Origin of the sequence: Acidisoma sp. (genome assembly GCF_965199065.1) — a bacterium.
GTDB lineage: Bacteria > Pseudomonadota > Alphaproteobacteria > Acetobacterales > Acetobacteraceae > Acidisoma.
Genome location: NZ_CBDAQN010000003.1, coordinates 1,483,828 through 1,497,332, shown reverse-complemented (window position 1 = coordinate 1,497,332; position 13,505 = coordinate 1,483,828). Strand labels below are relative to the sequence as shown.

Sequence of the window (13,505 nt, the reverse complement as noted above, 5' to 3'; positions counted from 1 at the left end):
CCGGGGTCAGTCCAGAATCATCAGGACTTCGCCGAACTCGACCGGGGTGGCGTTGCCGACGATGATGCGGGACACGATGCCGGCACGCGGAGCTTTGATCTGATTGAAGGTCTTCATCGCCTCGATGAGCATCAGCGTCTGCCCGACCTCGACCCGCTGGCCGACGGACACGAAATTCGGGCTCTCGGGGTCCGGCGAAAGATAGGCGACGCCCACCATGGGGCTCGGAACGGCGCCCGGATGAGAGGCGTCGGGCTCGGCGCGCACCGGCGCGATGACGGCAACGGGGGCGGCAGCCGGGCTCGGAGCGGCTGCAAGGGCATGTCCCGCCGCCTCCTGGTATGGCATCGCAAAGCCCACGGGCGCCGGCGAGCGGACGATGCGGATCCGCCGGTCCTTCTCGGCGATCTCGATCTCGCTGAGCCCGGTCTCATCCAGGATGGCCGCGAGTTCGCGAATGTCTTCCGGGTCGAACGACAGCCGGCTCATAGGCCGCCCTCCAGTATCCGCGCCATCGCGATCAAAGCCAGGGCGTAACCATGTGTTCCGAATCCGCACAGCACACCCGTTGCGATTCTCGAGATGTAGGAGTGATGCCGGAATTCCTCCCGGCGGTGAATGTTGGAGATATGAACTTCCACCACCGGAAGCTCGGCGGCCAGCAGGGCGTCCATCAAAGACACGGATGTGTGACTGAGTCCGGCTGGATTGATCACAATGCCGCTGGCGCGCCCGCGGCATTCATGGATCCAGGAGATGAGTTCGCCTTCGCTATTCGTCTGGCGGAAATCGATGGCGAGCGCCAGGCCTTCCGCGGTTTCGGCACAGAGCTGCTCGACGTCGTCCAGCGTCGCCGCCCCATAAACCTCGGGTTGACGGAGACCGAGCATGTTGAGGTTGGGGCCGTTCAGCACGGCGATAAGGGGAAGGCTCATGGTTGGGGGCTAGCATAGGCCGGTGAGCGGGCCAATGGGCGAGCCGCTATGCATCTTAACCCTTGGAGTGGCGTCACCTCAGATGACCTCGCAGATTTCCTCGAAGGCGAGACGCGGATTGCGCGGGGCCTCCACCGGCTCGGCATAGCCGAGGCTGACCAGGAAGTTCGACCGCCATCCCCGCCCATCCAGAAAGACCTGATCGACCCGCGCGTTGTCGAAGCCCGACATGGGCCAGCAGTCGAGCCCGAGCAGGCGCGCGGCCAGGAGAAGATAGCCACCCTGCAGGCTGCTGTTGCGGATCGCGGTCTCCTGCGAGAACTCGTCGTTCCACGCGAACCAGGACCGCGCATCCGCCTGCGGATAGAGGCGCGGCAGATAGTCATAGAAGGACGGGTCGTAGGCGACGATCACGGTTGCCGGCGCCGCCATGATCGGCGCGACGTTGCCGGGGTTCAGCGCCGGGCGCAGGCGGTCCTTTGCCTCCTGGCTGCGGATGAAGACATAGCGCGCCGGGGAGGAATTGGCCGAGGTCGGCCCGAGCTTCACCAGATCGTAGAGGTGGCGGAACGTTTCCTCGTCGACCGGCCGGTCCGTCCAGGCGCGCGGGGTCCGGGCATGGAGGAAGGCGCGCGCGAGTTCGGGACTTTCCAGGTCGTAGGGGAAGACCTTCGGCGGCGGCTCCGCGAGATCGGCGGCGATCAGGGCTTCGCCGACCGTCGGCTCCTCGGTGGCCGGGGCGTGTTCCTCGACCAGGGACTGATGCACCGTCTCGGCGGGCTGGAGGATCACGGCTTCGGGCAGAGGGCCGGGAAGGTGGTGCGTCTCGGCGTTCTGCGTCGCCTCCGCGCCGTGGGTGGCGCCGACGTTGTCCGGGGCGGTGCCGATCGTGTTGGTGTCCGTGGTGTCAGTCATTGGCCCGTTCCCTAAGTCTGGCGGCGGGCACTGATAGCACGGGCCTCCGAGGGATCAACGGGCCGGGCCGCACCATGCGGCTACTCGGCCGCCATGCGCGGCGCATTCTCCGTCATGGCGACCGCACGATGGAGATCGACCGAGAGCAGGCGCGAAACGCCGCGCTCCATCATGGTGACGCCATAGAGCCGGTCCATGCGCGCCATCGTGTGGTGATGGTGGGTGACGACGAGGAAGCGCGTGCCGGTTTCCCGCACCACGTCGTTCAGCAGGGTGCAGAGCCGCTCGACGTTGGCATCGTCCAGCGGCGCGTCGACCTCGTCGAGCACCGCCAGCGGCGCCGGGTTGCAGCGGAACACCGCGAAGATCAGCGAGAGCGCCGTCAGCGCCTGCTCGCCGCCCGACAGGAGCGAGAGCGTCGCGAGCTTCTTACCCGGCGGCTGGGCGTAGATCTCGAGCCCGGCCTCGAGAGGGTCATCCGACCCGACCAGGGCCAGATGCGCCCGGCCGCCACCGAACATCCGCGTGTAAAGCGCCTGGAAATGCTTGTCGATCTCCGTGAAGACGGTCGCCAGCCGCTCCCGGCCCTCGCGGTTGAGGTGGCCGACGGAGCCCCGCAGCTTCGCGATGGCCGCGACCAGATCGCCCTTTTCGCCGTCGATGAGCGCGATCTGGCGTGACAGTTCCTCGGCCTCGATCTCGGCCCGGAGGTTGACCGGCCCCATCTCGTCCCGCTCCTTCGTCAGGCGGTCGAAGCGGCGGCGGGCCTTCTCCTCGGCCTCTACTGTCGGCTCGTCGGCGATCTCCGGAAACTCCGGATTGGCGCCGAGCCGTTCAAGCACCCGTTCGGCGACGGTGCCCCAGGCGTGATCGGCCTGGGCGACGGCGCCCTCGGCGCGGAGCATCGCCTCCCGTGCCAGGACCTGCGCGGTCTCTGCGGCCCGAGAGGCCCTTTCGGCAGCGCGGGCCTCCGTCTCGGCCTGCGAAAGGCGGGCGGCGGCGTTTCTGTGGGCCGTCTCCGCCTCGGCGAGCAGTGCCGCCTGCGCGGCGCGCTCGCCTGCGAGCCGCTCCGGGATGGCGACAACCGCCGCGTGTTCGGCTGCGGCCTCCGTCTGGCGCTGTTCCAGGTCGGCGATGTGAGCGGAAGCCGACTCCGCCCGCTCGGCCCAGCTCTCCCGTTCGCGCGCCAAGGCCTGCCGGCGCTGCGTGCGTGCGGCGATGTCGCGCACCAGCCCGTCATGCCGGGTGCGGCTCTCGCTCTCCTCGCGCCGGGCCAGTCCCAGCGCCGCCCTCGTCGCCTCGACCTCGGCGCGCATGGCGGTGAGGTCGGGCAGAGCGATGGCCTCGGCACGGACCGCTGTGAGCGCCGCCTCCGCCTCCGTCCGCTCCGGTTCGGCCGTGGCTAGCTGCGCGGCGACACCCGATAGTCGCGCCTCGGCCGCGGCGGCACGGGCGGCGAGCGCGGTCGCCGTTTGCCGGAGCCGCTCGGCGGCCTGCTCGGCGTCACGCCGGGCGTTACGGGCGGCCTGTTCCTCGGCAAGGCCGGCGCGATCGGCAGCTTGCGCCGCCTCCTGAACTGCCCGCGCGGCGGCGGCGGCGGCATCGGCTCTGGCGCCCTCGTCCCGCAGCTTTCGCAGGCGGTTGCGCTGGGTGAGCCGCACGGTCGCGGGCGTTGGCGTGCCGGCGCGGATCGTATAGCCGTCCCAGCGCCAGACACCGCCGGCCTCCGAGACGATCGTCTGACCGGGCCGAAGCTGCGCCTGCAGGTCGGGCGCGGCTTCGGCGGGGGCTACGGCGATTTGCGACAGGGTGCGCGCCAGTGCGGGCGGCCCCTGGACGAGGCTGTTCAGCGGCGTGCAGCCCCCGGGAAGTGTGGTCCCACCCTCTAGCGACGGAAGTTCGCGCCAATGCCGCGCCGCATCCGCATCGGTCGAGGCGCTGAGTTCTTCGCCCAGTGCGGCTCCGAGAGCAGCCTCCAGCCCGGCAGGCACGGTCAGCACGTCCACCATTTCCGGGCCGGTCTGGCTGCCGCCGACACTCAGCACCTCGCTGAGGGCACGAATTTCAGCCCGTAGTTTCGTGGCGGACGCCTCGGTCGTGTTGGCACGGTCGCGGGCCGCGGCGAGGGCGGCCTGCGCCGCGACCCGGCCACGCTCCGCCGTCTCCATCCGCGTCGCCGCATCCTGCCGGGCAGCCTCGGCGGCGGCGACGGCCGCGCGGGCCTCCTCCATCTTTTCGGGCGAAACGAGATCGGCGGCCAGACGGTCCCGGTCGGCGATGAGCCGCGTCACCTGCTCGGCGAGCCGCCTGGTGCGCTGTTCGGCCTGCGTGAGGCGCTGGGTGAGCGCCTGGCTCTGCGCGGCAAGGCCGGCGTTGCGCTCCACCGCCTGTTGCGAGGCGGCCTCGGCGGCGCGGGCGGCCTCAGCGGCCTGGTTCATGGCGGCCAAGGCGGCGGTCAGGCGGCCTGCGGATTCTGTTTCCGCCGCTGCGAGAGTGGCGTCTTCCGCGCCCAGCCGCTGCTCGGCCTCGGCCGCGTCCCGCATCATCGCCCGCGCCCGGTCGAGGTCGCGTTTGGCCTGCTCCAGCCGCTGGGTGGCGGCGCCAATGGCGGCGCGGGCACGGGCCTCCTCGCCGGCAAGCTGCTCGGCGGCGACGCGCTGACGCTCCAGCGCCGTGCGGGCATCCGCCTCGGCCGCGCGCAGCGGGGGCACGATCCCGTCGCTGCCGCCATGCGACTGTTCGGCTGCACGCACAGCTTGGGCAGCCTCGGCGACAGCGGACCGCGCGGCTGCCAGCGCCGCATGGGCCCCGGCACGGTTCCGCTCCGTGCGGGCATATTGGATGGCGAGGAATTCGGCCTCGGCGGCACGGATGAGCCCGGAGATGTTCCGGTAGCGTGCCGCCTGCCGCGCCTGCCGCTGCAGGCCCTGAAGCTGGGCCTCCACCTGTCCGCGCAGGTCCTCCGCGCGCTGCAGGTTGGCCTCGGTTGCCCGGAGCTTGAGCTCGGCCTCATGCCGCCGGGCGGAGAGACCGGAAATGCCGGCGGCCTCCTCCAGTATCTGTCGGCGTTCCTCGGGCTTCGCGCCGACGATGGCGGCGACGCGGCCCTGGCCGACCATCGCGCAGCTGCGGGCACCGCTGGCGAGATCGGCGAACAGCGTCTGCACGTCCCGCGCCCGCACCTCGCGGCCATTGACGCGGTAGTTGCTGCCGGCCCCGCGCTCGATCTTGCGGGTGATTTCAAGCTCTGACTGTTCGTGATGGGGCGGCGGCACGATGCCCGCCGCCTCCTCCAGCGTCACCGTCACCTCGGCGATGTTGCGCGAGGGGCGGCCTGTCGTGCCGGCGAAGATGATGTCGTCCATCTCGCCGCCGCGAAGGGAGCGGGCGCTGCCCTCACCCATTGCCCAGCGCAGCGCCTCGACGATGTTGGATTTGCCGCAGCCGTTCGGCCCGATGATGCCGGTGAGGCCCGGCAGGATGTCCAGGCTGGTCGTATCGGCGAAGCTCTTGAAGCCCGCGATGCGGAGCCGGGCGAGCCGGGCCGCCATTATCCAGTCAGACCGATCGCGGAGACGAACGAATTGTAGTCCATGTCGCCCGCCTGGATCTTGCCGTTGATGAGGAAGCTGGGCGTGGCGTCGATATTGTACTTCTTCTCGTCGGCGACCTGCTGCGTCTGGATCCAGGTCTTGAGGCCGTTGTCGGCGATGGCGCGGTCGAAGGTCGGGCGGCTCATGCCGGCAAGTGCGGCCATCTTCCAGAGCTGGTCCGTATAGTTGATGCCGGGCGCGAAGGCCCAGCTGTCCTGGCTGGCGAACAGGGCGCTGCAAAACGGGAAATACTGCGCCGGCGGCAGGTACCGGGCGATCATCGCCGCCTCCAGCGCCACGGCATCCAGCGGGAAGTCGTGGTAGACGATCCGCAGCTTCCCGGTGTTGATGAGCTTCGTCATCACGTCCGGCATCGTCGTGTTCGAGAAATGCGCGCAATGGGTGCAGGTGAGGGAGAAGAACTCCTCTACCGTTGCGGGCGCCGTCGGCGAGCCGATGAAGCGGGGCCCTTCGGTCGCCGGTGGGGCGGCATCGGCGGCGAAGCCGAGGACCGGGACGGTCGCGACACCAAGGGCGGCGGCACCCGTTGTCATAAAGAATCGGCGAGAGATCATCTACGCTACCTTCAATATCTGGTGGTCGTTAGCAGATGGGGCAACTAGCTGTCGATATTTGTATTGCGGCGAGGAGCGCGCGTTACTCTCTGCGGGTCTGAAGAGCCTGGGCGAGACGGATCAAGGCATCCCGGACAGGGCCGGGTTCGAGATCGATCGCGGGTGGTGGTTTTGGAGCCGCGCGAGGCCGTTCCGGCGCGACGGCGGCTTTTGGCAGCGTGTTCTGCTGCACGAATCGGAGGCGCTGGATCGGCGCCTTGTCCCCATGCCCCCCGACATGGCCATTGATGCGAGCGATGAGCTGGGGGGCGAAGTGCTGCAGCTCCATGGCCGCCGGTCCGGCGCAGGCGATGGTGAGGGTGCCCGCGGACAGCTTCTGCGGCACGGTGCGGCCGCCGAGGTCGGGCCCCATGATCTCGATCCAGTCGGTCATGATCTGGCTGGTCGCCGGGGACCGCCGCTTGAAGCCGGGCTTCGTCACCCGCGTGATTAGCCCGCCGATTGCCCGCGGCCCGTAGGCCCGAGGTGCATCCGGTGGGTTGTCGCGGGAGGGCCCCGGCGGCATCCTGGGTGTCGTGCCCTCTCTCATCTCGTCTTCCGCCATGCCGTCCCGGCCCTCCATCGCGCGCCTGCTCGCCTGGTATGCGCGCCATCGCCGCAGCCTGCCGTGGCGGGCCAAGCCGGGCGAGGACGCCGATCCCTACCGGGTGTGGCTCTCCGAAATCATGCTACAGCAGACGACGGTCACTGCCGTCATCCCCTATTATGAACGTTTTCTCAGCCTGTTTCCAACGGTGGCGGCCTTGGCGGCGGCCGAGGACGGGGCTGTCATGGCGGCCTGGGCGGGCCTCGGCTACTACGCCCGCGCTCGCAACCTTCTCGCCTGCGCTCGCGCCGTCGTGGCTCTGGGTGGCTTTCCGTCGAGCGTGGAGGGGCTGCGCGCCCTGCCCGGCATCGGCGACTATACCGCCGCCGCCGTGGGCGCCATCGCCTTCGGCCTGCCGGTAATCCCCGTCGACGGCAATGTCGAGCGTGTCGTCAGCCGGCTTTTCGCGATCGAGACGCCGCTGCCGGCCGCCAAGCCCGCGATCCGCGCCGGCGCGGCGCTGCTCGCCGAGGATGCGTCAGCGCAGGCCGCACCGTCCGACACGGCGCAGGCGCTGTTCGACCTCGGCGCCACGCTCTGCACGCCGACCGCACCCGCCTGTGCGCTCTGCCCGTGGGAGACAGTATGCGCAGCGAAGCGGCTGGGAATCGCCGCGACCCTGCCGCGAAAGGCGCCCAAGCCCGAGCGGCCTCGCCGCCATGGCGCCCACTTCCGGCTGAGCGATGCCGCCGGGCAGGTTCTGCTGCGGCGCCGGCCGCCGCGTGGCCTGCTCGGCGGGATGATCGAAATACCCGGCACCGCATGGCGGGCGGAACCCTGGGCACGGCCGGATGCGCTGGCGGAGGCCCCGGCACAAGCGGAGTGGGTCAAGTGGGGCGTCGTCCGCCACGTCTTCACGCATTTCGAGCTTTGGCTGGATGTCTATGCGGCGCAGCTGCCGGTCATCCCCAGGGAGGCGATGGGCGACGGCTTTCTTTGTCCCACGGAAGATTTGCTGGCTCAGGCCTTGCCGAGCCTCATGGCCAAATGCCTCGCCTTGAGCGAAAACACGGCGAGCCCGGCGCATCCCGTGCCGTCGTCTGACCTTCTCGTTTAGGGAGCATTGCATTGAAAACCCGTGCCGCCGTGGCTCGCGCGAAGGCGCAGCCCCTGAGCCTGGAGACCATCGACCTGGAAGGCCCCCGCGCGGGCGAGGTGTTGGTGGAGATCAAGGCGACCGGCATCTGCCACACCGACGAGTTCACCCTGTCGGGCGCGGACCCCGAGGGGATTTTCCCCTCCATCCTCGGGCATGAGGGCGCGGGCGTCGTGGTCGATGTCGGCGCGGGCGTCACCAGCCTGAAGAAGGGCGACCACGTCATTCCGCTCTACACGCCGGAATGCCGGCAGTGCGAATACTGCCTCAGCCGCAAGACGAACCTCTGCGTCGCGATCCGCTCGACCCAGGGTCAGGGGCTGATGCCGGACGGCACCTCCCGCTTCTCGAGCGGCGGCGAGCCGATCCACCACTACATGGGGACCTCGACCTTCTCGAATTTCACCGTTTTGCCCGAGATCGCGCTGGCGAAAATCCGCGAGGACGCGCCGTTCGACAAGGTCTGCTACATCGGCTGCGGCGTCACCACGGGCATCGGCGCCGTCATCAACACGGCCAAGGTCGAGCCTGGAGCCCGCGTCGTGGTGTTCGGGCTGGGCGGCATCGGGCTGAACGTCGTGCAGGGCGCGCGGCTGGCGGGCGCCGAGATGATCGTGGGGGTCGACCTCAACCCCGGGCGCGTCGAGATGGCGACCAAGTTCGGCATGACCCACTACGTCAATCCGAGCGAGGTCGAGGGCGATCTGGTGCCTTACCTCGTGAGCCTGACCAAGGGCGGCGCCGATTACAGCTTCGAGTGCATCGGCAATGTGAAGGTCATGCGGCAGGCTCTGGAGTGCGCGCATCGCGGCTGGGGCAAGTCGATCATCATCGGCGTGGCGCCCGCGGGCGCCGAGATCAGCACGCGCCCCTTCCAGCTCGTCACCGGGCGGCAGTGGCTCGGCACGGCCTTCGGCGGCGCGAGGGGCCGGACCGACGTGCCGCGTATCGTCGACTGGTACATGGACGGCAAGATCAACATCGACGACCTCATCACCCATGTTCTGCCCTTCGAGCAGATCAACGAGGGTTTCGGCCTGATGAAGCGCGGCGAGTCGATCCGGACGGTGGTAACCTACTAGACTTCCCGGCTGCGGCGGAGAGCGGCGATCGTCTCCGCCGCCTGACGCTGCTCCTCCAGCCGGACCGCATGGATCTCCGCGGCCGGCGCCAGCGGTGCGCCGCGCGAAAACTCCTCGGCCAGGATGAAGCCCACGCCGAGGAGCACCGGGCCGAGGAACACGCCGAGGATGCCGAAGGCCAGCGCGCCGCCCAGCACGCCGAGCAACGTCAGGATGAAGGGCAGGTGCGCGCCGCGGGCGATGAACCAGGGCCGCACGAAGCTGTCGGCGATGGAGATGCCGATGCCGCACCACGCCGCGAGTCCAAGACCGGCGACATCGTCCCCCGAACTCAGCAGCCAGATCGCGGCGGGAACCCAGATCAGCGCGCCGCCGCCCGGCACCAGGGAGAAGAACGTTCCAGCCAAGGCCAGCGCCGCAGCATTGGGAACGCCGCTGAGCCAGAGCCCTAGGCTCAGCATGATCCCCTGCACCAGCGCCGTGCCGAGAATCCCATAGACCGCCCCGCGCACCGTCGCGCCGACGATCTTCAGCAGGCGCTCCGCCTGGCCGCCGATGATGCGATAGAGAAAGCCGCTGATGTGCCGCGCCAACGCCTCTCCGTAGATGAACAGGAAGAAGGCGATGAACAGGGCCAGCCCCATCCGCACCACGCCGTCGGTCACGGCGATGAGGAGCTGCAACCCCTCCTTGGCGACGGTGCCGAGATACGGATGGATGGCCGCGAGCAGACTTTCGAGATCGGCCGACCAATGGTTCCAGAGGTCGCTGATCGTCGAGCCAAAGAGGGGGATGCCGGCGACCCAGGGCGGCGACTGTGGCAGGCCGAAGATGAGCACCTCGTTGATCATGCGGCGAATGTTGGCGGCATTCTGCAGGGCGCTCTCGGCCAGCAGCGTCAGCGGCAGCAGGATCAGCAGCGCCGCGACGAGGATCATCAGCAGCGCGGCGCCGGCACGGGGCAGGCGCAGCCGGACCCTCAGCCAGAGGTAGATCGGCCAGGTGGTGAAGGTCAGGATCGCCGCCCAGGCGATGGCCGCGATGAAGTGCTGCAGCACGGCCAGGCAGCCGGCAATGAGCGTTCCCAATAGCACCCAGATCAGAAAGCGTTCGGTCACGGGTGCGCAATCCTTGTCGTCGCCAATGCTCGCATTGCGCTTCGTTACCGCATCTCCAGGCTCAGGGGCAGACACCCCGCGCCGGCACCTTGTGACAGTCGCCTCCGAAGGCGAGATTAAGGCCAGCAACCGCCGAGGATCGATCATGACGCCCCTGGTCAGCACCGAATGGCTCGCCGCCAATCTCGAGAACCCAGACCTCGTGGTCTGCGACTGCTCTTTCTACCTGCCGACCGACCCTCGAAACGCTCAGGCGCTGTTCGCCGAGGCCCGCATTCCCGGGGCCCGGTTCTTCGACATCGACGCGATCAAGGATACCCGTAGCGACCTGCCGCACATGCTGCCCTCGCCGGACGTCTTCGCCGAGATGGCGGGCGCCCTCGGCATCTCGAACCGCTCCACCGTCGTCTTCTACGACCAACTGGGCCTGTTCTCGGCTGCGCGCGGCTGGTGGATGATGCGCGTCTTCGGCCATGACGAGGCGGCGGTGCTCGATGGCGGGCTGCCTAAGTGGCGGGCCGAGAACCGGCCGCTCGAGACATCGTCGGCGGTTCTGCCGAGCCCGGTCGCCTTCAAGCCGGCGCTTCGGCCCGAACTGGTGCGCGACCTCGGCGCCATGCAGGCTACCGTGGCGGATGAATCGGCGCTGGTCCTGGACGCACGCCCGGCGGGCCGCTTCGCCGGCACGGCGCCCGAGCCGCGGCCGGGCCTGCGCGGCGGGCACATGCCCGGCGCTCACAACATCCCGTTCGGCGAACTGCTGGCGGCGGATGGCACCATGCTGCCGCCGGACGCGCTGCGAGCGCGCTTCGCGGCCGAGGGCGCCGACGGTAGCCGCGCGGTCGTCACCAGCTGCGGCACCGGCGTCACGGCGGCGGTGCTGAGCCTGGGGCTCGCGGTCGCGGGCTTGCCGATGGGCGCTCTTTATGATGGGTCTTGGTCCGAATGGGGCGCTCGCCCCGATACAGCAGTGGAAACCTCCTAGCGATGCCTGATGACCAGAAAGACGCGCCTGCGAAGAGCCAGGGTTTCGGCACGCGGCTGACACAGGTCGGCCGGCCGGGGTCTCGCGCGCACGGCTTCGTCAACGCGCCGCTCGTTCGTGGCTCGACGGTGCTGCACCCGAACCTCGCCCATCAACGGAGCCAGGGCGCGCTTCGGCACGAGCAGGCGCTGGTCTACGGCACCCATGGAACGCCGACGCATTTCGCGCTGGAAAACGCGATCGCCGAGATCGAGGGCGGCACGCGCTGCCAGATCGTCTCTTCGGGGCTGTCCGCCATCACCACGCCGCTGCTGGCGTTCCTCAAGACCGGCCAGCATGTCCTCGTGCCGGACAACGTCTACGGCCCGACGCGGCGTTTCTGCGACGGGATGCTCGCCGGCCTCGGCATCGCCACGACCTACTATGATCCGATGGCCACGGCCGAGGCTCTGGAGGCGTCGATCCGCCCCGAGACCGCCGTGCTGTTCCTGGAAAGCCCCGGCAGCCATACCTTCGAGGTGCAGGATGTGCCGGCGCTTGCGGCGGTGGCCCATTCCCACGGTATCAAGGTCATGATCGACAACACCTGGGGCATCCACTTCTTCCAGCCGTTCCGCCACGGCGTCGACATCTCGATCCAGGCGGCGACCAAGTATATCGGCGGCCACTCCGACATCATCCTCGGCGCGGTCACGGTCGCGACGGACGCGGACTGGGCGCGGCTGCGGGATGCCTCGATGGCGCTTGGGCAATATGCGAGCCCGGACGATTGCTGGCTGGCGTTGCGCGGCATCCGCAGCCTCGGTGTGCGGTTGAAGACGCAGATGCAGAACGGGATGGAGGTCGCCCGGTGGCTCGCCGAGCGCCCCGAGGTGCTGCGCGTCCTGCATCCGGCGCTGCCGGGCTCGCCAGGGCACGAGATCTGGCAGCGCGACTTCACCGGCGCGTCCAGCCTGTTCGGGGTCGTCTTCAAACCCGAATACTCGGTCGAGGCGGTGGCCGCGATGATCGACGGCATGACCCTGATCGGGATCGGGGCGTCCTGGGGCGGCTTCGAAAGCCTCGTCCTGCCGTCGACGGGCTCGATCCACCGCACGGCGGGTTCCGGCCGCTTCGGCGGCGAGATCATGCGGCTGCATGTCGGGCTGGAAGACCCCGCCGATATCATGGACGATCTGGAGCGCGGCTTCGCTTGCCTCGGGCATGTCTGAGCCGCCGGACGAGGTGCTGGCGGCGATCGCCTTCAACGCCGACGGCTTGGTGCCTGCCATTGCCCAGCAGCATGACACCGGTGCGGTCCTGATGATGGCCTGGATGAACCGCGCGGCGGTGGCCGAGACGCTGGAAACCGGCCGCGTCTGCTACTTCAGCCGCAGCCGTGACCGCCTTTGGCGCAAGGGCGAAAGCTCCGGGCAGGTGCAGCGTCTGGTGGAGCTTCGGGTGGATTGCGACGGGGACACGCTGTTGCTGCTCGTCGATCAGACGGGCGTTGCCTGCCATACGGGGCGGCTGAGCTGCTTCTACCGCGCCGCTCGTCCCGAGGGGCTGGTGGAGATCGCGGCGCCGGAGGTTGCGCCCGAGGTGCTTTACGGCGGCGGCTGACCGTCTCCCTACGTAGCTCTAGGTAAAATTGCGATGCAGCCAGCGGCCGTCGACGACACCCGGCGGAGAACGGTTCAGGGCGTTGCCGTCTCGTTCCTGGGCTATGCCGTCTATGCCTTGAGCGATGCTTCGGTGCGGGCGCTCCATGGCGCGGTGCCGCCGTTCGAACTCGTCTTCTTTGGCTCCCTGCTCGGTTTGCTCGCAGTGCCGTTCGTGCGCGGGAAGGACGACCGCTGGCTCGATCTGGTGCGTTGCCGTGACCGCAGGATGTGGACCATTCGCGCCGGAGCGGCCGTCGTCGGGGCGGTCTGCTCCGTCGTCGCCTTCACGCAGCTGCCGATGGCGGAAGCCTTCGCCCTGCTGTTCCTGCTGCCGGGCTTCGTCACCATCCTGTCCGTGATATTTCTTAAGGAGCCGGTCGGCTGGCGGCGCTGGTCGGCCGTCGTGGTAGGTTTCATAGGCGTGCTGGTCGTGCTGCGGCCGGGGTTCGAGACGCTGAAGCTGGGCCACATCGCGGCGCTTTGCGGTGGCTTCGCCGGCGCGGTGACGGTCGTGCTGCTGCGGCACCTAGGCAATTCGGAGAAGCGGACCTCGCTCTACGGCGCCGGTCTCATCGGGCCACTGTTGGCGGGGCTCGTCCTGAGTCTGCCTCATTTCGTGGTGCCGACAGCCCACGACCTCATCTTCATTGTGTCCTACGGGCTGATGGGCGCCGCCGGGAACATCCTCATGATGGTGTGCGGCCGCATGGCCCCGGCAAGCATCGTGGCGCCGACGCAGTACAGCCAGATGCTGTGGGGCATCGGCCTGGGCTACGGGGTGTTCGGCGACGGGTTGGACGGGGTGATGATCCTCGGCGCCATCATCATCATCGGCGCCGGCCTGTTCACCTTTGCGCGGGAGAAGGTGAAGCAGCCGCGCGTCACCGCCCAGCATCCGCCGGTTCACCCTCAGTGAC

Annotated in this window: 13 protein-coding genes; 6 read left to right on the top strand and 7 right to left on the bottom strand. The window is 69.0% G+C overall.

Going from position 1 to position 13,505, the window contains the following annotated elements; translation table 11 throughout:
* Positions 1–6 precede the first annotated feature (6 nt).
* The 6 genes from accB to ACOEQ1_RS15035 all read right to left on the bottom strand — a co-directional run bounded on the left by accB (position 7) and on the right by ACOEQ1_RS15035 (position 6,583).
* A complete protein-coding gene (accB, locus tag ACOEQ1_RS15060) occupies positions 7–489 on the bottom strand; it encodes an acetyl-CoA carboxylase biotin carboxyl carrier protein (protein WP_419760053.1) in 483 nt (160 codons plus the stop codon).
* Positions 486–935 carry a type II 3-dehydroquinate dehydratase gene (gene aroQ / locus ACOEQ1_RS15055; RefSeq protein ID WP_419760052.1) on the bottom strand — a complete coding sequence of 150 codons (450 nt, stop codon included), beginning with the start codon at positions 933–935 and terminating at the stop codon, positions 486–488. The genes accB and aroQ overlap by 4 nt, the downstream gene beginning before the upstream one ends.
* Positions 936–1,013: 78 nt before the next feature.
* Positions 1,014–1,589 (bottom strand): malonic semialdehyde reductase, encoded by a 576-nt coding sequence (locus ACOEQ1_RS15050; RefSeq protein ID WP_419760711.1) that lies wholly within the window; start codon positions 1,587–1,589, stop codon positions 1,014–1,016.
* A 341-nt stretch (positions 1,590–1,930) separates the two neighbouring features.
* Positions 1,931–5,401 (bottom strand): chromosome segregation protein SMC, encoded by a 3,471-nt coding sequence (gene smc / locus ACOEQ1_RS15045; protein ID WP_419760051.1) that lies wholly within the window; start codon positions 5,399–5,401, stop codon positions 1,931–1,933.
* Positions 5,401–6,018 (bottom strand): DsbA family protein, encoded by a 618-nt coding sequence (locus tag ACOEQ1_RS15040; RefSeq protein ID WP_419760050.1) that lies wholly within the window; start codon positions 6,016–6,018, stop codon positions 5,401–5,403. The genes smc and ACOEQ1_RS15040 overlap by 1 nt, the downstream gene beginning before the upstream one ends.
* An 82-nt stretch (positions 6,019–6,100) precedes the next feature.
* Positions 6,101–6,583: a DciA family protein gene (locus tag ACOEQ1_RS15035; protein ID WP_419760049.1), complete on the bottom strand. Its 483-nt coding sequence runs from the start codon at positions 6,581–6,583 to the stop codon at positions 6,101–6,103.
* Between the two features lie 37 nt (positions 6,584–6,620).
* Here ACOEQ1_RS15035 and ACOEQ1_RS15030 point away from each other — a divergent pair, with 37 nt between their 5' ends.
* Entirely contained in the window at positions 6,621–7,721 is a 1,101-nt protein-coding gene (locus ACOEQ1_RS15030) for an A/G-specific adenine glycosylase (protein ID WP_419760710.1), read from the top strand.
* A gap of 11 nt (positions 7,722–7,732) precedes the next feature.
* Positions 7,733–8,842 (top strand): S-(hydroxymethyl)glutathione dehydrogenase/class III alcohol dehydrogenase, encoded by a 1,110-nt coding sequence (locus ACOEQ1_RS15025; RefSeq protein ID WP_419760048.1) that lies wholly within the window; start codon positions 7,733–7,735, stop codon positions 8,840–8,842.
* Here ACOEQ1_RS15025 and ACOEQ1_RS15020 read toward each other — a convergent pair.
* Positions 8,839–9,960 carry an AI-2E family transporter gene (locus ACOEQ1_RS15020; protein ID WP_419760047.1) on the bottom strand — a complete coding sequence of 374 codons (1,122 nt, stop codon included), beginning with the start codon at positions 9,958–9,960 and terminating at the stop codon, positions 8,839–8,841. The genes ACOEQ1_RS15025 and ACOEQ1_RS15020 overlap by 4 nt on opposite strands.
* A gap of 145 nt (positions 9,961–10,105) precedes the next feature.
* On the opposite strand from ACOEQ1_RS15020, the gene sseA reads away from it, so the two are divergent.
* From sseA to ACOEQ1_RS15000, 4 genes are read left to right on the top strand one after another with little or no spacing between them, the layout of a single operon-like run.
* Positions 10,106–10,945 carry a 3-mercaptopyruvate sulfurtransferase gene (gene sseA, locus ACOEQ1_RS15015; protein ID WP_419760046.1) on the top strand — a complete coding sequence of 280 codons (840 nt, stop codon included), beginning with the start codon at positions 10,106–10,108 and terminating at the stop codon, positions 10,943–10,945.
* Positions 10,946–10,947: 2 nt separating this feature from the next.
* Positions 10,948–12,156, top strand: a complete 1,209-nt coding sequence (metC, locus tag ACOEQ1_RS15010) for a cystathionine beta-lyase (protein ID WP_419760045.1) — start codon at positions 10,948–10,950, stop codon at positions 12,154–12,156.
* The gene (gene hisI / locus ACOEQ1_RS15005; protein ID WP_419760044.1) at positions 12,149–12,547 is read left to right on the top strand and encodes a phosphoribosyl-AMP cyclohydrolase; all 399 of its coding nucleotides are present in this window, start codon (positions 12,149–12,151) and stop codon (positions 12,545–12,547) included. Before metC ends, hisI begins: the two co-directional genes overlap by 8 nt.
* A gap of 33 nt (positions 12,548–12,580) precedes the next feature.
* Positions 12,581–13,504, top strand: a complete 924-nt coding sequence (locus ACOEQ1_RS15000) for a DMT family transporter (RefSeq protein ID WP_419760043.1) — start codon at positions 12,581–12,583, stop codon at positions 13,502–13,504.
* Position 13,505 lies beyond the last annotated feature (1 nt).